The sequence below is a fragment of the Pantoea sp. ARC270 genome (assembly GCF_003236725.1).
In the GTDB taxonomy this organism is placed as follows: domain Bacteria; phylum Pseudomonadota; class Gammaproteobacteria; order Enterobacterales; family Enterobacteriaceae; genus Pantoea; species Pantoea anthophila.
In genome coordinates this window covers 20,803-39,907 of record NZ_PUGA01000046.1, presented here as the reverse complement: position 1 = coordinate 39,907, position 19,105 = coordinate 20,803, and the positions used below count along the sequence as shown (strand labels likewise).

The 19,105-nt window shown below is 57.9% G+C and carries 17 protein-coding genes and 1 riboswitch; of the genes, 8 read left to right on the top strand and 9 right to left on the bottom strand.

Annotation, left to right across the window (positions count from 1 at the left end):
- Nucleotides 1-113 precede the first annotated feature (113 nt).
- Nucleotides 114-362: an exopolysaccharide production protein YjbE gene (yjbE, locus tag CKF42_RS18555; RefSeq protein ID WP_009092634.1), complete on the bottom strand. Its 249-nt coding sequence runs from the start codon at nt 360-362 to the stop codon at nt 114-116.
- A 565-nt stretch (nt 363-927) separates the two neighbouring features.
- A complete protein-coding gene (gene pgi / locus CKF42_RS18545) occupies nt 928-2,574 on the bottom strand; it encodes a glucose-6-phosphate isomerase (RefSeq protein ID WP_009092632.1) in 1,647 nt (548 codons plus the stop codon).
- Between the two features lie 429 nt (nt 2,575-3,003).
- Nucleotides 3,004-3,194: riboswitch (Lysine riboswitch) on the top strand.
- Nucleotides 3,195-3,313: 119 nt separating this feature from the next.
- Here pgi and lysC point away from each other — a divergent pair.
- From lysC to panS, 3 genes are all read left to right on the top strand, one after another.
- Entirely contained in the window at nt 3,314-4,666 is a 1,353-nt protein-coding gene (gene lysC / locus CKF42_RS18540; protein ID WP_009092631.1) for a lysine-sensitive aspartokinase 3, read from the top strand.
- A 242-nt stretch (nt 4,667-4,908) separates the two neighbouring features.
- Complete coding sequence (aqpZ, locus tag CKF42_RS18535) at nt 4,909-5,601, top strand: aquaporin Z (protein ID WP_111208884.1); 693 nt, start codon at nt 4,909-4,911, stop codon at nt 5,599-5,601.
- A 181-nt stretch (nt 5,602-5,782) separates the two neighbouring features.
- Nucleotides 5,783-6,700 carry a ketopantoate/pantoate/pantothenate transporter PanS gene (gene panS / locus CKF42_RS18530; RefSeq protein WP_009092628.1) on the top strand — a complete coding sequence of 306 codons (918 nt, stop codon included), beginning with the start codon at nt 5,783-5,785 and terminating at the stop codon, nt 6,698-6,700.
- Nucleotides 6,701-6,737: 37 nt separating this feature from the next.
- Here panS and CKF42_RS18525 read toward each other — a convergent pair whose 3' ends face one another.
- The 6 genes from CKF42_RS18525 to CKF42_RS18500 all read right to left on the bottom strand — a co-directional run bounded on the left by CKF42_RS18525 (nt 6,738) and on the right by CKF42_RS18500 (nt 12,998).
- Nucleotides 6,738-8,363 (bottom strand): Na/Pi cotransporter family protein, encoded by a 1,626-nt coding sequence (locus tag CKF42_RS18525; protein WP_111208883.1) that lies wholly within the window; start codon nt 8,361-8,363, stop codon nt 6,738-6,740.
- A gap of 108 nt (nt 8,364-8,471) precedes the next feature.
- Nucleotides 8,472-9,464, bottom strand: a complete 993-nt coding sequence (locus CKF42_RS18520) for an ABC transporter ATP-binding protein (RefSeq protein WP_111208882.1) — start codon at nt 9,462-9,464, stop codon at nt 8,472-8,474.
- A 2-nt stretch (nt 9,465-9,466) separates the two neighbouring features.
- Nucleotides 9,467-10,252 (bottom strand): ABC transporter permease, encoded by a 786-nt coding sequence (locus tag CKF42_RS18515; protein ID WP_111208881.1) that lies wholly within the window; start codon nt 10,250-10,252, stop codon nt 9,467-9,469.
- A gap of 10 nt (nt 10,253-10,262) precedes the next feature.
- A complete protein-coding gene (locus CKF42_RS18510) occupies nt 10,263-11,108 on the bottom strand; it encodes an ABC transporter permease subunit (protein WP_111208880.1) in 846 nt (281 codons plus the stop codon).
- Nucleotides 11,105-11,917 carry an alkaline phosphatase family protein gene (locus CKF42_RS18505; RefSeq protein ID WP_111208879.1) on the bottom strand — a complete coding sequence of 271 codons (813 nt, stop codon included), beginning with the start codon at nt 11,915-11,917 and terminating at the stop codon, nt 11,105-11,107. The genes CKF42_RS18510 and CKF42_RS18505 overlap by 4 nt, the downstream gene beginning before the upstream one ends.
- Nucleotides 11,918-11,936: 19 nt before the next feature.
- On the bottom strand, nt 11,937-12,998 hold the full coding sequence (locus tag CKF42_RS18500) for an ABC transporter substrate-binding protein (RefSeq protein WP_111208878.1): 1,062 nt from the start codon (nt 12,996-12,998) through the stop codon (nt 11,937-11,939).
- Nucleotides 12,999-13,204: 206 nt separating this feature from the next.
- On the opposite strand from CKF42_RS18500, the gene CKF42_RS18495 reads away from it, so the two are divergent.
- The 4 genes from CKF42_RS18495 to ubiA all read left to right on the top strand — a co-directional run bounded on the left by CKF42_RS18495 (nt 13,205) and on the right by ubiA (nt 15,887).
- Nucleotides 13,205-13,912 carry a UTRA domain-containing protein gene (locus CKF42_RS18495; protein ID WP_009092620.1) on the top strand — a complete coding sequence of 236 codons (708 nt, stop codon included), beginning with the start codon at nt 13,205-13,207 and terminating at the stop codon, nt 13,910-13,912.
- 70 nt (nt 13,913-13,982) lie between these two features.
- Complete coding sequence (gene psiE, locus CKF42_RS18490; RefSeq protein ID WP_009092619.1) at nt 13,983-14,393, top strand: phosphate-starvation-inducible protein PsiE; 411 nt, start codon at nt 13,983-13,985, stop codon at nt 14,391-14,393.
- An 86-nt stretch (nt 14,394-14,479) separates the two neighbouring features.
- Nucleotides 14,480-14,992 carry a chorismate lyase gene (ubiC, locus tag CKF42_RS18485; RefSeq protein WP_058956993.1) on the top strand — a complete coding sequence of 171 codons (513 nt, stop codon included), beginning with the start codon at nt 14,480-14,482 and terminating at the stop codon, nt 14,990-14,992.
- A gap of 28 nt (nt 14,993-15,020) precedes the next feature.
- A complete protein-coding gene (gene ubiA, locus CKF42_RS18480) occupies nt 15,021-15,887 on the top strand; it encodes a 4-hydroxybenzoate octaprenyltransferase (RefSeq protein ID WP_369974609.1) in 867 nt (288 codons plus the stop codon).
- A 245-nt stretch (nt 15,888-16,132) separates the two neighbouring features.
- Here ubiA and plsB read toward each other — a convergent pair whose 3' ends face one another.
- Nucleotides 16,133-18,556, bottom strand: a complete 2,424-nt coding sequence (plsB, locus tag CKF42_RS18475; protein WP_009092616.1) for a glycerol-3-phosphate 1-O-acyltransferase PlsB — start codon at nt 18,554-18,556, stop codon at nt 16,133-16,135.
- A gap of 127 nt (nt 18,557-18,683) precedes the next feature.
- Here plsB and CKF42_RS18470 point away from each other — a divergent pair, with 127 nt between their 5' ends.
- A complete protein-coding gene (locus CKF42_RS18470) occupies nt 18,684-19,052 on the top strand; it encodes a diacylglycerol kinase (RefSeq protein WP_111208876.1) in 369 nt (122 codons plus the stop codon).
- Nucleotides 19,053-19,105: the final 53 nt, after the last annotated feature.

Below are 19,105 nucleotides of genomic sequence, written 5' to 3'. Positions count from 1 at the left end.
AGGTGCTCTGCCCGTTACGTCTGGCGGCAAAACGGCGGACTGTGTGGCGTCGCTGAAACGTCAGCGTTGCCCGTGAGTCACCGGTCAGCAATCAGACGCGTTTCGGGTTTCCATCAACGAGTTGTGCTCGTCGTGGTTGTGGTTGTTGTACCGGTATTTGCACCGTCACCACCGCCAGAAGCGGCGATCCCGATCCCGACCAGCGCGCCCAGCGCACCGATACCGACAGCGGTCGACGTGCCGGACGAGATTGCTCCCGCCTGCGCGCCAGCTGCGGAACCCGCTTCTTCCGGCGCGGCAAAGGCGCTGGATGAGGCGGCAACGAGGATCAGGGCTGCACCGGCAACCATAGTTTTTTTCATAACAACGTTTCCTGCATTGAGTGAATGAAGGATCTCCGCCTGACGACCCTGGCTATACAGACAAGCTATGACCAGAGCGACAGGCAGTCCCATTGCGGGCGCGTTCATTATAGGGCAACAAAATATCAGAGTTCAGCGCTATAAAAACCAGGGCTGCGGGGGAGGTGATGGCGTGATTTAATCAGTCGGATTGGAGATAACCGCCTTTTATATCGGAGTATTTCGGCCTGATGCCAGATATTTCGCTGCGGGTTAAAGAATTGCAAAGCGTAATGTTCTCTTTTATTAATATCTGGTACGGAATAAGAATAATCAGAATTTACTCAGGATTGCTAAAATTAAATAGGATTATGAATCAAGGGTTAACCCAGGGTAACGACACTTTTCAGGTCCATTTTATACTGGGTATTGGCGGGTATGATCCGGCAATGTTCAGAATTGTCTTAGGTGACTTTCGGAATTTTCCCGCGCCAGTGACGGTCTGTGTATCCATAAAGCGCCAGACAGGGCGTAAACAGAGACAAAAAAAGGCGGCAAATGTGCCGCCTGATTAATTTAAAGCCGATTAACGCCAGGACTTATAGCGATTAATTAAGGCATTAGTGGAACTGTCATGACTGGTAATCTGTTCATCATTTTCCAGTTCCGGCAGAATGCGGTTCGCCAGTTGCTTCCCTAATTCCACACCCCACTGATCGAAGGTGAAGATATTCAGGATGGCACCCTGAGTGAAGATTTTATGTTCATACAGGGCAATCAGCGCACCCAGGCTGAATGGGGTAATCTCACGCAGCAGGATAGAGTTGGTCGGGCGGTTACCTTCAAAGACTTTGAACGGCACGATATGGGCCACGGACTCTGCAGATTTACCGGCATCCGTAAACTCTTTCTCCACCACGTCGCGTGACTTACCAAAGGCCAGCGCTTCGGTCTGCGCAAAGAAGTTGGAAAGCAGCTTCGGATGGTGGTCGGCGAGGGCATTATGGCTGATGGCGGGTGCAATAAAGTCGCACGGCACCAGCTTGGTTCCCTGATGGATCAGCTGATAGAACGCATGCTGACCGTTGGTGCCCGGTTCGCCCCAGATAATAGGACCGGTCTGGTAGTCCACCGGGTGACCGTCGCGATCCACATACTTGCCGTTTGACTCCATATTTCCCTGCTGGAAATAGGCCGCAAAGCGGTGCATGTACTGGTCGTAAGGCAGGATCGCTTCGGTTTCGGCACCAAAGAAGTTGTTGTACCAGATACCAATCAGCGCCAGCAGCACCGGCAGGTTCTGTTCAGCAGGCGTCGAGGCGAAGTGCTGATCCATAGCGTGCGCGCCGCTCAGCAGCTGCTCGAAGTTATCGAAACCGATAGAGAGAATGATCGACAGGCCGATGGCAGACCAGAGCGAATAGCGACCGCCTACCCAGTCCCAGAATTCAAACATGTTGTTGGTGTCGATGCCAAACTCGCCCACCGCTTTGGCGTTGGTGGAGAGCGCCGCAAAGTGTTTCGCCACGTGCTGCTGATCGCCAGCCGTTTTCAGGAACCAGTCACGCGCACTGTGGGCGTTGGTCATGGTTTCCTGCGTGGTAAAGGTCTTCGATGCGACCAGGAACAGGGTGGTTTCCGGGCTGAGATCTTTCAGCGTTTCGGCGATGTGGGTGCCGTCAACGTTAGAAACAAAGTGCATGTTCAGGTGGTTTTTATACGGGCGCAGCGCCTCAGTCACCATAAACGGGCCGAGGTCGGAGCCGCCGATACCGATGTTTACCACGTCCGTAATCGCTTTACCGGTATAGCCTTTCCACTCGCCGCTGATGATACGCTCGGAGAAGCCTTTCATCTTATCCAGCACCGCGTTCACTTCCGGCATCACATCTTTGCCATCCACCAGAATTGGGGTGTTGCTGCGGTTACGCAGCGCGACGTGCAGCACCGCACGATCTTCGGTCCGGTTAATCTTCTCACCCGAGAACATAGACTTAATGGCACCGCTGAGATCGGTCTCTCTCGCCAGAGCCTGTAACTTATCGAGGGTTTCCTGGGTGATGCGGTTTTTGGAGAAATCCACCAGCATCTGATCATCAAAGGTGGCAGAGAATTTGGCAAAACGATCGGCATCCTCAGCAAACAGATCGGCAATTTCCACCGATTTCATCTGCTCAAAATGCTGTTGCAGCGCTTTCCAGGCTGCGGTTTGTGTCGGATTGATATTTTTCATGGCAACACTCTTGTTGATAAAAAGAACCGTCATCCCATCGGGTCACATCGACCCCGTTTAGCGTTTCAGTATGACCACAGTTGTAACTGAAAGGAAAAATTTTGTCAGCGCGCTCCGGGCAGGGGAGCGGAAAGCCCGCATCCTGTCGCCAGCATTCACTGGCGCGAACAGCCGGAGAGGGCAGTGACAACGTCCGACCGAGTGTGACGCGAAAGGCCATACAAAACGTTGTGCCGAATCAGGAATGAATGCAACGGCTGAACCCATTAAGCTTCGCAGAAAAAAGGGCGCGTCGGACTGAACCCACCCAGCACTCTAGACGCTGTGGCGCAGGCAGATTTGTTTTCTGATGCGGCGCGCCAGCCATGCTGACATTGACAGCAGGGCCAGAAAAGGCTAAATGTATGCGCCTACTTGCGCACCTGTGCGCAAGCCAGAAGAGGCGCGTCGCCCAGGCAGTGTGTTGGAGGAACCGTATCCGGCGAAAACACATGATGGGGAGCGACGCCGAGGTGGGTCAGCACGCGGTGTGTTGCCTGTCGGCTACAGGGGCTGAATCCTCTGGGTTGTCACCAGAAACGTGCAGTCGACGTTTCGCAAGGTGGGGCGCTTCTGGGTGACTCGTCTACCCGATCTGGTCTGCCCGTTTCTGCTCTTTCCTTGTGCCTGGCTGAAAGAATGTTTCCCGACCCCTTTCTCAATGGCGGGAACAAGATAACCTGACACGAGGTTCTACTACATGTCTCAAACACTGATTGTGGCAAAATTTGGCGGCACCAGCGTCGCTGATTTTGAAGCGATGAATCGCAGCGCTGATGTGGTGCTGCAGGATGCCAGCACCCGTCTGGTGGTGCTTTCCGCCTCGGCGGGCATCACCAATCTGCTGGTTTCGCTGGCTGAAGGCCAGCCCGCTGCCCAGCGTGCCGTTCTGCTCGATGATATCCGCCGTATCCAGTATGCCATTGTGGATCGTCTGCAGCGTCCGGATGTGATCCGTGATGAAATCGATCGGATGATCGACAATATCAGTATGCTCTCCGAAGCCGCTTCGCTGGCCACCTCAAGTGCCCTGACCGATGAACTGGTCAGTCACGGCGAGCTCATGTCCTCCCTGCTGTTTGTTGAAATTCTGCGTGAACGCCAGGTCAATGCGGAGTGGTTTGACGTCCGCAGAGTGCTGCGCACCGACGATCGCTTTGGCCGGGCTGTACCGGACGTCGACGTGCTGGCAACGCAGGCGACGGAGCAGCTGCAGCCGCGCATCGCGCAGGCGCTGGTTGTGACCCAGGGCTTCATCGGCAGTGAAAGTGAAGGACGCACCACCACGTTAGGCCGTGGCGGCAGTGATTACACCGCAGCGCTGCTTGGCGAAGCCCTTCACGCGGCGCGCGTGGATATCTGGACCGATGTGCCGGGTATCTACACCACCGATCCGCGCGTGGTGCCGACCGCGAAGCGTATTGATGAAATCACCTTTGAAGAAGCCGCTGAAATGGCGACGTTTGGCGCGAAAGTGCTGCATCCGGCCACGCTGCTGCCCGCCGTACGCCGCGGTATCCCGGTCTTTGTCGGCTCCAGCAAGGATCCGGCCGCGGGAGGAACCCGCGTCTGCAACGAAACCCGCAACCCGCCGCTGTTCCGGGCGCTGGCGTTGCGTCGCAAGCAGACGCTGTTAACGCTGCACAGCCTGAACATGCTGCATACGTTTGGTTTCCTCGCCGAACTGTTCAACATTCTGGCGCGCCACAACGTCTCGGTCGATCTGATCACCACCTCGGAAGTGAGCGTGGCGCTGACGCTCGACACCACCGGCTCCACCTCTACCAGTGCCAGCCTGCTGACCCAGGCGCTGCTGACGGAACTCTCGTCGCTCTGCCGCGTAGAAGTAGAAGAAGATCTGGCGCTGGTGGCGATTATCGGCAACCAGCTCTCTAAAGCCTGCGGCGTTGGCAAAGAGGTGTTTGGTGTGCTCGACCCATTCAACCTGCGCATGATTTGCTACGGTGCCAGCAGCTACAACCTCTGCTTCCTGGTGCCGGGCAACGATGCAGAAAGCGTGGTGCGTACGCTGCACCGCAATCTGTTCGAGTAAGCCTCTCTGTTTTCTCAGGCCGCCTCAGCGCGGCCTGAAAAAGCGTCCGGCCGGGTCACCCTGGCCGGTTTTCCCCCGCGTTAAGTCATCCCGGATAAATCCCCTTTTTACAAAGGGTTATTATTTCCTGTTGCCAAATGGCAACCCTTTTATCCTGCCATTTCATGTACTTGCGTTGCTATCAGCCTGCGCAGTTTTATAATCCCGCCGCAAAATCCATTCACCCAATCACAGGAAATATCATGAAAAGGTTAATCGCAGAAGCGCTGGGCACCTTTGTGCTGGTGGCGGGCGGTTGCGGGAGTGCCGTGCTGTCTGCCGCGTTTCCGCAGCTGGGCATTGGCTTTCTGGGCGTGGCGCTGGCGTTCGGGTTGAGCGTGCTGGTCATGGCCTATGCGGTCGGACACATTTCAGGCGGTCATTTTAACCCGGCGGTCACCCTGGGCCTGGTGGCAGGCGGACGTTTTCCCGCGGCGCAGGCTATCCCTTACATCCTCGCGCAGCTGGCGGGTGGCATTGCGGCTGGTGCGGTGCTCTGGCTGATCGCCAGCGGCAGAGGCGAGTTCAGTGCCGCCGCCAGCGGCTTCGCGGCTAACGGTTACGGCGCGCATTCGCCGGGCGGCTTCAGCCTGCAGGCGGGCATGATCAGCGAAGTCATGATGACCGCCATCTTCCTGATCGTCATCATGGGGGCCACCAGCGAACGCGCGCCGAAAGGCTTTGCGCCGATTGCGATTGGCCTGGCGTTAACCCTGATTCATCTGGTGACGATTCCGGTGACCAACACCTCGGTTAACCCGGCTCGCAGCACGGCAGTAGCCCTGTTCCAGGGGGACTGGGCACTCTCACAACTGTGGATGTTCTGGCTGATGCCGGTTATCGGTGGTGTGGTGGGTGGTGTGATCTACCGCAGTTTAGAGGATAAAGCAGCGTAATTTCGTCGATTTGCAGCGGATCGGCAGCAGTCGATCCGCATTTTCCCGCCCCGCCGCATGTTCGCCTTACGTCGTGATAACGAAATGTTATGATCCCGCCCGCGTCAGCAGTCGTTCCTGTATGGCGTGCTTCAGGGGCAACTCTGCATAAAACACAACACTCTTATAAGGAAGTCTGGCCATGCTCGCCACTTTAACCCGCCTGTTCCCGCTCTGGGCCGTGCTGTTATCTGTCGCCGCGTATTACTCGCCCGGAACGTTTCTTGGCATCGGGCCGTGGGTCACGTATCTGCTGATGCTGATCATGTTTGGCATGGGCGTGACGCTCAATATTGACGATTTTAAACGCGTGCTGACCCGCCCCGCACCCGTAATTGCCGGTACCTTTCTGCACTATCTGGTGATGCCGTTAGCTGCCTGGGCGCTGGCAAAACTGTTCCATATGCCGCCCGATCTCGCTGCGGGGATGATTCTGGTCGGCAGCGTCGCCAGCGGCACTGCCAGCAACGTGATGATCTATCTGGCGAAGGGGGATGTGGCGCTGTCGGTCACGATCTCCTCCGTCTCGGCGCTGGTGGGCGTATTCGCCACGCCGCTGCTGACCCGCTTTTATGTGGACACCCATATTCAGGTGGATGTGGTGGGGATGCTGCTGAGCATCGTGAAAATCGTGGTGATCCCGATCAGCCTCGGGCTGATCATTCATCACAGCATGAACAGCGTGGTTCGCCGGGTCGAGCCCTGGCTGCCTGCGTTTTCAATGATCTGTATTCTGCTGATCATCAGCGCAGTTGTGGCGGGCAGTCAGAGCTTTATCGGATCGGTGGGCCTGATGGTGATCGCCGCTGTGATCCTGCATAACGCCATTGGTCTGCTGGGCGGTTACTGGGGAGGCAAGCTGTTTGGCTTTGATGAGTCAACCTGCCGCACGCTGGCGCTGGAGGTCGGGATGCAGAACTCCGGTCTGGCGGCGACGCTGGGCAAGCTCTACTTCTCGCCGCTGGCGGCCCTGCCGGGCGCGCTGTTCTCGGTGTGGCACAACCTGTCAGGTTCACTGCTGGCGGGCTACTGGTCCGGAAAGCCGATCAAGAAGCCGTAACACCGATGGCGCGCAGAGGTTTCCCTCCTCTGCGCGCTTATTCATAATCACGCTCATCGTCGGGCTGCTCCAGCACGGTATAGGCGACGCTGCAGAACAGTGAGTTGAGACGCTTCATGTCACCGAGCAAACCGAGGTGCAGCGAACTGGTCTCAATACTCTGCACGTTCTGCTGATGCAGGCGGTCAACGTGCGCGTGCGAGTAGCGGCGAATCATCAGACGGAAACGATGTTTCGCGCGGCGCAGCCGTTTGGCACTGGTGACATCGTGCGACAGAAACACCGACAGACTCATTCTGAGATTGCTAATCAGCAGCTCCTGCAGGCCTTCCAGCTCTTTCAGTCCCTCGGCTGAGAAGGCGCGGCCCGCCGCCAGCGACTTATCCGCCACATCGCCGCTCATCCGTTCAATGATGTCGCCGGCCTGCTCCAGATTGAGCGACATCTCAATGATTTCCCCCCAGCGTCGCGAATCCTCTTCCGGCAGATCCTCTTTCGGCATCCGCGCCAGATAGAGTTTGATGGCGGTGTAGAGCACATCGACATCATCATCCAGCCGCCGCACCGTGCGCTCCTCGCGCGATTCCCCATGCATCACCTTATTAAACGCCTCCAGCATCTGCTCCAGCACGTCGCCCATGCGCAGCGCCTCGCGGGCGGCATTCACCAGGGCGAGCGCCGGGGTATCCAGCGCGCTGCGGTCCAGATGCTTCGGTTTCAGCTGCAGAGTGGTGTCCACATCGTCGGCGATGAGACGACGGCAGAGGCGCGCCATCAGGTCAGCAAAGGGCACCATCGCCACGCAGCGAACCAGGTTGTAGAAGACGTGGAAGAAGATCACCAGCTCCTCATCGTTCACCGGCAGCTTATCCAGCCATGTCGCCACGATATCGACAAAGGGCAGGATCACCACGCAGCCGATCAGCTTAAACAGCAGGCTGCCGAGCGCCACACGCTTGCCCGCCGCATTGGAGCCGCTGGCGTTGATCAGGGCCAGCAGGCCGCTGCCCAGGTTGGCACCAATCACCAGACAGAGCGCCACCTTAAAAGAGATCACCCCGGTGGCGGTCAGCGTGGCGGTGATCAGCACCGCAGCCAGGCTGGAGTAACTGATAATGGCGAAGACCGCGCCCAGCAGGGCATCGAGCATCACATCGCCGGTCAGGCTGGAGAAGAGCACCTGGACCCCGGCGGCCTGGGTAATCGGGCGGGCGGCTTCAACAATCAGCTGCAGTGCCAGCAGGATCAGACCCAGTCCGATGCTGGCCCGGCCTAGCTGTCCGGCTCGGGTCTGCTTACGGCTGAGAAAGAAGACCACGCCAAAAAAGATAAACAGCGGCGAGAGCCAGGAGAGATCAAACGTCAGGATACGCGCCATGATCGCGGTGCCGACATCCGCCCCCAGAATCACTACCAGCGCGGGGGTCAGGCTGACCAGGTTCTGCGCCACAAAGGAGGTGACCAGCAGGGTGGTGGCATTGCTGCTCTGCACCAGCGTGGTCACACCAATGCCCGCCAGAAAGGCCATCGGTTTCTTTTCTATGCTGCGGCTGAGGACGCGGCGCAGATCGGCGCCGTAAACCCGCATGATGCCGGTGCGGACGATATGCGTGCCCCAGACCAGCAGGGCCACAGCGGAGAGTAAATTAAGCAGAGTTAACACGGGGGGTTGATCCTCCAGAGTCAGGCTTAAAGCACAGACTGCCAGCCTGACGGAGAGAGCAATCTGTGAAAAGGGATTGCCGTGCTTTGCCTGATTTTTTCCTGTGTTTTAAGCCACCTGGCGCAAAGTCGACATCGCTAATTGTAGACCAATCTGACTGCCAGCGGGATGCAAATCCGCCGCCGATCGGTTAAGCACATCCACCGAAAGTTCCACATCCTGCGCCCGGATACGGTAGCGGATGACGTTGCCCAGCAGGCTGTGGCTGAGGATGACCGCAGGAATGCCCTGGCCCTGCGCCGTGAACTGCATCGATTCCGGACGAATCGCTACCTGGCTGTGAAAAGGCTGGCCGGTCAGCCGCGTCGCCTGCTCAGCGCTGAGCAGGTTGTAGTTACCGATAAACCCGGCGGCGAAGAGGTCAGCCGGCTGGGTGTAGAGCGCTTCGGCATCGCCGTTCTGCACGATTTTACCCCGGTTCATCAGCACAATACGATCGGAGAGCGTCAGCGCCTCCTCCTGATCGTGGGTGACGAAAAGGGTCGTGAGGTTCAGCTCGCGCTGGATGCGGCGGATTTGATCGCGCAGATGGCGACGGATTCGCGCATCCAGCGCCGACAGTGGCTCATCCAGCAGCAGCAGACGCGGACGCGTCACCAGCGAACGCGCCAGAGCCACGCGCTGACACTGCCCGCCCGACAGCTGATGCGGATAACGGCGCGCATAGTCGCTGAGTTCCACCAGCTCCAGCACCTCCGGCACCCGCTGGCGGATCTCTGCGTCGGGCAGCTTCTGCATCTTCAGGCCAAACGCGACGTTTTTCTCTACCGTCATGTTGGGAAAGAGTGCGTAGCTCTGGAACACCATACCGATGGCGCGCTTCTGCGGCGCCAGCGGCACAATATCCTGACCCGCCAGCCGGATTTCGCCGCTGTCGACGCCGGTTAAACCGGCCAGACAGCGCAGCAGCGTCGATTTACCGCAGCCGCTGGGGCCGAGCAGGGTAACAAACTCACCTTCTGCCGCGCTGAAATCGATCTCCTCGAAAATGGGGGTGGGTCCATAGCGTTTATTCAGCGATCTGACCTCAAGATAACTCATACTCAGCCTCGTTCGGGATTCAGGGCGTTAGCCAGCCAGGTGACCAGCAGCACCACAAAGAAATAGGAGATCACCAGCGCGCTGGTGAAGTGACCGCTGCCGTTGCGCATGTTGTAGAGATAGACCTGCAGGGTTTCATAGCGGTTGCCGACCAGCAGGTTAGCAAAGACAAATTCGCCAATCAGAAAGGAGAAGGAGAGCAGAACCGCAATCAGCATCCCTTTGCGCAGGTTGGGCAGCACCACCCAGAGTGCCGCCTGCCAGGTGCTGGCACCCAGCAGCTGCGCGGCGTCGATCAGCTCTTTCAGGTTGATGGCCTGCATATTGTTCGCCAGCGCCCGATAGATAAAGGGCAGCGCGATGGTGAAATAACAGCCAATCAGTATCCACGGTGTGCCGGTCAGCATCAGCGGGGAGGAAGAGTAGAGCTGCAGCAAACCCACTGATGAGACCACCGGCGGTACGGCAAAGGGCATCAGGATCAGAATGTTCATCACCGCATCCAGCCGTGGATAGTAGTAAGCGATTACAAACATGGCAGGCAGCACCAGCAGCAGCGAGAAGAGCAGCGCACCAAAGCAAATCAGCAGGGAATGGCCCAGTGCCGTCAGAAAACGCGGGTCACTCCAGAGCTGGATGAACCACTTCAGGCTATAGCCCTGCGGCAGAATGGTATTACTCCAGTCAGAGGCGATCGCGTAGAGCAGCGTGGCCGCCAGCGGCAGGGCCAGCAGGAGAAAAAGTACCCCCACCATTATCCGGTGATACAGGCGCTCAGCAGATGACATGACGGCTCCTTCAGGGCTGTTTCGCGTTGAGATAGCTGCGGCGCACCAGATACTGCTGCACCAGGGTGATCAGCGCCATAATCGCCACCAGCAGCATCGCCAGCGCGCTGCCGGTGTTGGGGGCCAGCGAGATATCCCCGGAGACCAGCGCGGCGATGCGCACCGGCACCACGTTAAAGTTTCCGGTAGTCAGGGCATAAATGGTGGCGTACGCCCCCAGCGCGTTCGCCAGCAGAATGACAAAGGTGCCAAGCAGCGCCGGAAACAGAATCGGCAGGGCGATGTGCCACCCGTAGTGCCAGCGGCTGGCCCCCAGCAGAGCCGCTGACTCCTGCCACTCTTTCTTCAGTCCGTCGAACGCCGGGTAGAGCAGCAGCACGCCCAGCGGGATCTGGAACCAGGTGTAGACCAGCACCATGCCGTTGCGCGAAAAGAGCCGGAAGCTCTCAATCAGCCCGTAGTGACGCAGCAGCAGCGTCAGACAGCCGTTCAGCCCCAGCAGGATCACAAAGGCGAAGGCGAGCGGGACACCGGCAAAATTGCTGGTCATGTTGGTAAAGGAGAGCAGGAAACGCTGCAGTCGCCCGCCGCCGAGCTGATGCAGGGAGTAGCCGGTAACCAGCGCAATCACTAATCCATAGACGCTTGACCAGAGCGAAATATCGAGCGAAAAACGAAACGCCTGCTGATAAAAGGGCGAGGTCAGGATGTCGTGATAGTTATCCCAGCCCCACTGGCTGTTCATCTCACTCCAGAAGCTGTTGATGGCGATCCACAGCAGCGGTGCCAGCTGAAAGGCGACCCAGAACAGGGCAAACGGCAGCAGCAGCAGCAGGGCAAAGCCTTTTCTTCTCATCTCTGTGGCTCCGCCAGCAGCCCGCGGCAGACCGGTTTGTCATGCGGCACCTCAAGCAGTTCGCACAGGGTGCCGCACAGATCGGTCTGCTGCGGTGCCAGATCAGGCTGCAGCGAGAAGGCCCGGCCAAAGACAAACAGCGGCACCGTGGTCTCCTCAGGCAGAATGCCGCCATGGGAGCGATCGTCATTCATACCGTGATCGGCGGTCACCATCACCTGATAGCCCTCGGCCAGCCACAGCGGCATCCACAGCGACAGCAGGCCGTCGGCGATGCGCGCCCGGTTGCGGTACTGCGGTGAGGAGAGTCCCGATTTATGACCGGCGTCGTCGATGTTCATCGGGTGGATCAGCAGGAAGTCGGGATCGTGACGCAGCCGCAGGCTCTCTGCGTCTTCAAACAGATGCGAATCGGGATAGCTGTCGTCAGAGTAAAAATGACCATACTGAATCGGCAGTTCCGGCGCGTCCGTATGACGATCGCGCGCCGGAACAAACGGGGTGCGGTTATAAAGTTCACTCACCCAGTGGTAGGCCGCCGCCGCGGTGGTCAGGCCCGCCGCACGGGCAAAGTGAAAGATGCTGCGCTCGCGACTTAACCGGCTGACGCCATTGTGAATAATGCCGCTTCTGACCGGCGGGACGCCGGTCAGGATGCACTCATAAAGCGGCCGCGACAGCGAGGGCAGTTCACAGGTCAGACGGTAGTAAAAGCCGTTGCCCTGCGAACATTCGGCATGCAGATAACCCATTGCATGTTGTGCGACCTGATTGCTCAGCCCATCCAGCACCACCAGGATAGTCTTCATTTCCTCTCCCCGCCGCAGGTTACTGCTGCATGTTGATGATGACGTTTTCCTGCCACAGGCGCGGCAGCATTTTTGACGATTTATCCCAGGCGGCCTGATCTTTAACCGGACGGGCATTTTTATACTCTGACTGCGGCAGCAGGCGAGCCTGAACATCCGCAGGCAGCGTCAGATGCTCGGCACGAATCGGACGGGCATAGCCCTTCGCCAGGTTAATCTGACCCTGGTCTGAGAAGATATATTCGCGCGTCAGTTTTGCCGCGGCAGGATGTTTCGCATATTTGTTGATGAGGGTGGTGTAACCGGAAGTCACAGAACCGTCAGAGGGGATCACCACTTCGTAGCGGCTTTTATCAATCTGGTCACGGTAGTTAAGGGCGTTAAAGTCCCACACCACCGCCATCTGCACTTCCCCTTTTTCGATGTTGGCGATCACCGGATCGGTCACGCCAAGACGCCCCTGTTTTGCCAGGTCAGCAAAGAATGCCAGCGCCGGTTTCAGGTTCTTCTCGTCGCCGCCTAATGCGTAGTTTGCCGCCAGCACACCGTTGGCTGCCTGAGCTGCCACGCCGACATCACCGATAGTAACCACATACTTACCTTTTTTCAGATCGGCCCAGCTGTGGGGGATATCCTTAACCTGCTGCTTGTCGATCAGGAAAGCAATGGTGCCGGTATAGGCCAGCGCCCAGTGACCCTCTTTATCTTTGGCCCAGGCCGGGATCTGATCCCAGTGGGTCGGTTTATATGGCAGCGTCAGCCCTTTCGCCACGGCGATGGGGCCAAAGGCCGCGCCGACATCGCCGATGTCAGCGCTGGCGTTATCTTTCTCCGCATCAAATTTCGCCAGCTCCTGCGCCGATGACATATCGGTGTCGCTGTGCTTAAGGCCATATTTGCTGTTGAGATCGCTCCAGGTCTCCTTCCAGTTGGCCCAGCTGTCCGGCATCCCGACGCTGTTGACCTGGCCTTCACTGCGCGCCGCTTTTTCCAGCGCGGCGAGGTCGTTATCGGCGGCCTGCGCGACGGGCAGGGTGAGCACTACAGCACTGGCTACTACAGAGGCGATAAACGCTTTCATCTCAGTTGCTCCGGGTGTAAGTTGAGGGGCCTGACTGGTCTAGTCCAGCAAGAACCGAGCCAATGTATCCCCTGTATATGAACGATTTATGACAGAACCGCGCGATACGGGGGAAGAAAGGCAGCAGACCCGGGTCATCCGCCCGTCACAGGCGCGTTAACCTGAACAGTTATAGTGCGGAGTCGCACCAGAATGAGGCTACTGTTGTGGAGTCAATCGCACTCAAAACGGCGGAGGCGATCGCCAGTGCACTGCTGAGCCGTATCCGGGATGGCGAGTTTCAGAGCGGGCGGTTGCCGGCGGAACGCGCCCTGAGCGAGGCTTTCAGCACCACGCGGATCACGCTGCGTGAAGCGCTGGGCAAGCTGGAAGCGCAGGGGATGATCTACCGTGAGCTGCGTCGGGGCTGGTTTATCGCGCCGCCGCGGCTGGTCTACAACCCGCTGCACCACAGCCACTTTCATGCGATGGCGACGGAGCAGGGGCGGCGAGCGACGACGGAGGTTATTGCGGCTGGCGAGGTAGCCGCGCAGGACGCCGTGGCGACAGCACTGGGTCTGGCCCCTGGCTCGGTGGTCTACTGCATCCGCCGTCTGCGGCGCATTGATGGGCGCGCGGTACTCTATGTGGAACACTACCTGAATCCGCACTTTTTCCCTGGCCTGCTGGAGGAAGATCTGACGCGCTCCCTGACCGACCTCTATGACCAGCGCTACGGTATTCGTTACGGTGGCGCGCGCTTTACCATTCTGCCCGGCCCGCTGCCGGACGTTGCCGCACCTGCGCTAAATGTGGCGACCGGCAGCCCCGGCCTGCTGATCACCCGCATCAACCGCAATCAGCAAAAAGCGGTGATCGACTGCGACTGTGAATACTGGCGCTATGATGCACTCTGTGTGGATGTCGAAGCCTGAGGAGTTATTGTGATTTACATCACACTCGCGCATGATGATGCGCGCTGATAACTCCATTTTAAGGCGCAACATGAGTGACAAAAATCCTTTGGCCCGCCACCTTGCAACAGCACTGCAATGGGTGCTGAATGTGGGCCTGCTGAGTCTGGCGATCATCCTGATCGTCTTTTTAGGCAAAGAGACGATCCATCTGGCAAACGTGCTGTTTAATACCGGCGAGCAGGCCTCTTCCTATCTGCTGATTGAGGGAATCGTGATCTATTTCCTCTACTTCGAATTTATTGCCCTGATAGTGAAGTACTTTCAGTCCGGCTATCACTTTCCGCTGCGCTATTTTGTCTACATCGGCATTACGGCGATCATCCGCCTGATTATTGTCGATCACAAAAATCCCTTCGATACGCTCTGCTACTCGGCGGCGATACTGATGCTGGTCATTACGCTGTGGCTGGCAAACAGCAACCGGCTGAAACGCGAATAATTCACCTGCCGTCTGGTACGACGGCAGGTGTTCGCATCGCGTCTCTGCGCTAAACTACCGACCTCAAAATTACCGGGAGTGGTGCTATGTCTCAAGACGCGCTCAGCTTATTAGGTGCGCTCAACTGGCTTTCTCCATCGCAGGCAGCCCTCGCGCCGCCGTTGCTCGACTGGCTGATGGAAGAGGATTCAATGACGCGCCGTTTTGAACAGCATTGTCAGCGGGTGACGGTTCAGCCATTGCGCGAAGGCTTTATCGACGCCAGCGAGTTGGGCGAGGAACGCGCCCTGTTGCCGGATGATGAACGCTTCTGGCTGCGTGAAGTGCTGCTGTTCGGCGACGATCAGCCCTGGCTGGCGGGCCGCACCCTGGTGCCGGAAAGCACCCTCAACGGGCCTGAGGCGATGCTGCAGCAGCTGGGTACCCGTCCTCTGGGCCGCTATCTTTTCTCCTCTTCGACGCTGACCCGCGATTTTATTGAACCCGGACAGATTGATGCATTGTGGGGACGGCGGTCGCGTCTGCGCCTCTCCGGCAAGCCGCTGCTGCTGACTGAACTGTTTTTACCGGCATCGCCGCTCTATCGCGATCTGGTCTGAGGATTTTGTGGTGGAAAAGAGCTTAAGTATGAATAAATGGCGGGACTACAGCCGCCTGATGCGCATCGATAAACCGATCGGCACGCTGCTGCTGATGTGGCCCACGCTCTGGGCACTCTGGCTGGCTGACATGGCGATGCCGCCGTTACCGGTGCTGGCGGTGTTTGTGGCCGGGGTCTTTGTGATGCGGGCGGCGGGTTGTGTCATCAATGACTATGCCGATCGCAAAGTGGATGGTCACGTTGAGCGCACCCGACATCGGCCGCTGGCCAGCGGCGCGGTGAGTGCCAGAGAAGCGAAGCTGCTGTTTGTGATTCTGGGGCTGGTGGCTTTTGCGCTGGTGCTGACCATGAACCTGATGACCATCATGCTTTCCGTGGTGGGGCTGGCGCTGGCCTGGGTCTATCCCTTTATGAAGCGCTATACCCATCTGCCGCAGGTCGTACTGGGGGCCGCATTTGGCTGGGCGATCCCTATGGCCTGGTGTGCAGTTAGTGAGTCCTTACCTCTGGTCTGCTGGCTGGTGTTCATTGCCAACATCTGCTGGACGGTTGCTTACGATACGCAGTATGCGATGGTGGACAGGGACGATGACCTGAAGATTGGGGTGAAGTCGACCGCCATTTTATTTGGTCGCTTCGACAAGCTGATTATTGGTCTGCTGCAACTGGCGACCCTGCTGCTGATGGCGTGGGTGGGGACGATGCTGCACCTGAACAGCGCCTTCTACTGGACGCTGCTGCTGGCTGCCGCCCTGTTTGTTTATCAGCAGAAGCTGATAGCCGGGCGCGAACGTCAGCCCTGTTTCCAGGCTTTCCTCAATAACAACTATGTCGGGATGGTGCTGTTCCTCGGCATTTTAATGAATACGCCGCCGTTCACTCAGCTGTTCTGACTGGAAAGGCAGCCTGTCATAGCGGGAAGACCGCGCCTGCGCAGGGGACAGGGCCAGATCGGAAAGACGCAAAAGCTGTCATCCATGACGGCTCGGCCCGCGCCTTCCCTGGCGCGGGACGCTTTCCTCTTCTGTCCCTGTCCCCTGCGCGTCAGGTTCTTCGTTGCTGTAAGAAGCCTGCCAGACAGCCCTGTGCGACATAAAAAAGGCGACCCTGAGGTCGCCTTTTTTGCTTTACGCGGGTATCAGTCGTGCGCGACAGCCGTTTCAATGGTCATCCGGACATCGCTGGTCACAAGGTCAGCCAGGATGTGCCAGGTGGCCTGGGTCTGCGCCACATCCGCATCTCCGCTGTCACTGATATAGCCTTCATCACGCAGCGTCAGTACCAGTGAGGTAAAGACCGCTTTGTCGAAGAACTCCGGGGCGTTGATACCGTGCAGCACGGAGAGACGTTGTGCCAGCGTCCGGCTCTCTTTCTCCAGCGTGCCGCGGTTAATTGTCGGCTTGGCGCTGAGAATCGAGAAGGTAATGGCATAACGCTGCAGCGTTTCACGCACACCGGCGGCCAGCAGTTGCAGCGTGCGATAGCGCGCTGCGGTAAAGCGCAGTTCACCGGCCTCAAGCGTAATCAGACCCTGACGCGCCAGCTCCTGACTCAGTTCAGTCAGCAGTTGCGGCAGCTCATCCGTCTCCCAGCGCAGGAAGAGTTCACTCTTAAGCATTGGATAGATCAGGCTGACCTGACGCAGCAGTTCCGCTTCGCTCAGCGTCTGGTGTTGCTGGACAATGGCGGCAATCAGCGACGGCATCACCAGCATGTGATGAATGTTGTTGCGATAATAGGTCATCAGCACCGCCTGCTCACGCGGCAGAATGATGATGTCGCCAATGCTGTCCTTTTCACTCTCAAACTTGTTCATGCCCAGGGCGTGATCCAGCAGCGCTTCCGCAGAGAGATCGGGCAGGGTCGCATTCGGCGAGTAAGGCACATTGCGCAGCAGCTGGGTATAGCACTCCAGCTGTTCAATCAACTGTTCGCGGGTAAGTGAGCGCTGACGTGAGGCAAGCAGGGCCGTAACACAGAGGTTCATGGCGTTAGCCGCGCCGGCTTCATTGATCCGCACCATCACGCGAGCCGCAATATCGTTCACGGTCGGGGTCAGCCAGCCGGGACGCTGTGGCTCAATCGGATCGATCGAGTCACGCCATTCCGGCACGCGCTTGTTGAGATAGTTAACCAGCGGCAGCGGTTCGCCAAAGTTAACGTAACCCTGACCGAGATTGCGCAGCTTACGCAGGCCACGCACCATCTGCATGAAGCCCTCTTTCTCTTTTGCCGCGCCGCGCAGCTCTTTGGCGTAAGTACCCACTTCCATCACATGCTCATATCCGATGTAGATCGGCACCAGCGTGATGGGACGATTGCCGCCGCGCAGCATCGCCTGCAGCGTCATGGCTAACGTGCCGGTTTTCGGGTCCAGCAGACGGCCCGTGCGTGAACGGCCACCTTCGACAAAGTACTCAACCGAGTAACCCCGGGTGAACAGCTCACCGAGGTATTCGCGGAATACCGTGGCGTACAGCTTGTTGCCTTTAAAGGTGCGACGGATAAAGAAGGCACCCAGACGACGGAAGATCGGACCGGCTGGCCAGAAGTTGAGGTTGATGCCTGCTGCGATGTGCGGCGGCACCAGGCCCTGATGATAGAGCACGTAGGAGAGCAGCAGATAGTCCATGTGGCTGCGGTGGCAGGGCACGTAGACAATCTCATGACCATCCTGCGCCAGCTGGCGCACTTTTTCGCCGCCATTGACGTTGATGCCCTGATAGAGACGGCTCCAGAGCCAGCCCATCACCCGGTCAGTAACGCGAATCGCTTCATAGGAGAAGTTTGCCGCAATCTCTTCCATCATCTCGACGGCATTCTGCTGCGCTTTCTCATGGGAGATTTTTTTGCTGCGCGCCTCATCTTCTACGGCTTTTTCAATCGCTTTGGATTGCAGCAGGCGATTAAACAGATCCTGACGGGCCGGTAAACGCGGGCCAATCGCAGCCAGCCGCTGACGGGCAAAATGGATACGCGCGACGCGGGCCAGCTTCTGCGCGATCGACTTATCTGTCCCATGTTCCGTGGCCATACGCCGCAGCGACACGGTCGGCGAGAAGCGGACAAAGCTGTCGCGCCCATGCCAGATGACCGCAAAGAACTTCTGCACGCCGTTCAGCACCCGCAGGTGTGGTGTGGCTTCGCCCTGAACTTCACGTCCCGGTGCGCGGCCAAACATCACGGTGACGGGCAGCATCTGAATATCCAGCGTGGGATTATTGCGATGCAGGTCCAGGTAATCGTGGAAAATTTTCACCGATTCCACGCTGGGTACAAAATAGGGGAAGACGCGCGGGCCATCGTGGATAAAGACGTGGCGAGGCAGCAGGGAACCATCAATCTCCAGTGGAGAGAGCGGATCGGGCAGATGATGCCGCAGACACTGCGCGCGCAAAGTCAGTAAGTCAGCCTTCGAATCGTAAGGCAAAACATACATAATAGGTCGGGTCGGATCCAGACCATGTTCAGACACGGGATCGGCCGGAATGGCCTTACTCTTTACCAGAAACGAGAGTGGTAAATTAAGCAATTTATAATAAAGTTTACGCCAACCTGACATAGACAACATGAAGCCTCTTGTTAGCAAAGCGCCGCAAGCATACCAGAAAGTGCAGCGAAGATCTGTGGTGGTGCCAAATGCACGCAGCCCAGACATTGACGTCAATCCGATAAAAGGGTTCCCACACATGGCAAATAATGCCACCGGACTTATCAGAATAGTAAAAGCCGCCGGTTACTCCTGGCAGGGGCTGCGTGCCGCGTGGCAACATGAAGCGGCGTTTCGTCAGGAAGCCCTGGCTGCGCTGGCGGCGATCATTATCGCGTGCTGGCTGGACGTTGATGTGATCTCGCGCATCCTTATGATTGGGTCGGTGGTGCTGGTGGTCATCGCCGAAATCCTCAATAGCGCCATTGAAGCGGTGGTCGATCGCATCGGTCAGGAGCATCATCCGCTCGCGGGCCGGGCAAAAGATATGGGTTCGGCAGCGGTGCTGCTGGCTATCTTACTGGCCCTGTTTGTCTGGATCGCGCTGCTCTGGACACATTTGCGATAAACCTTCCATAACGCGGCTCAGGCCGCGTTTTCCCTGACAATCGGTTTTCATTT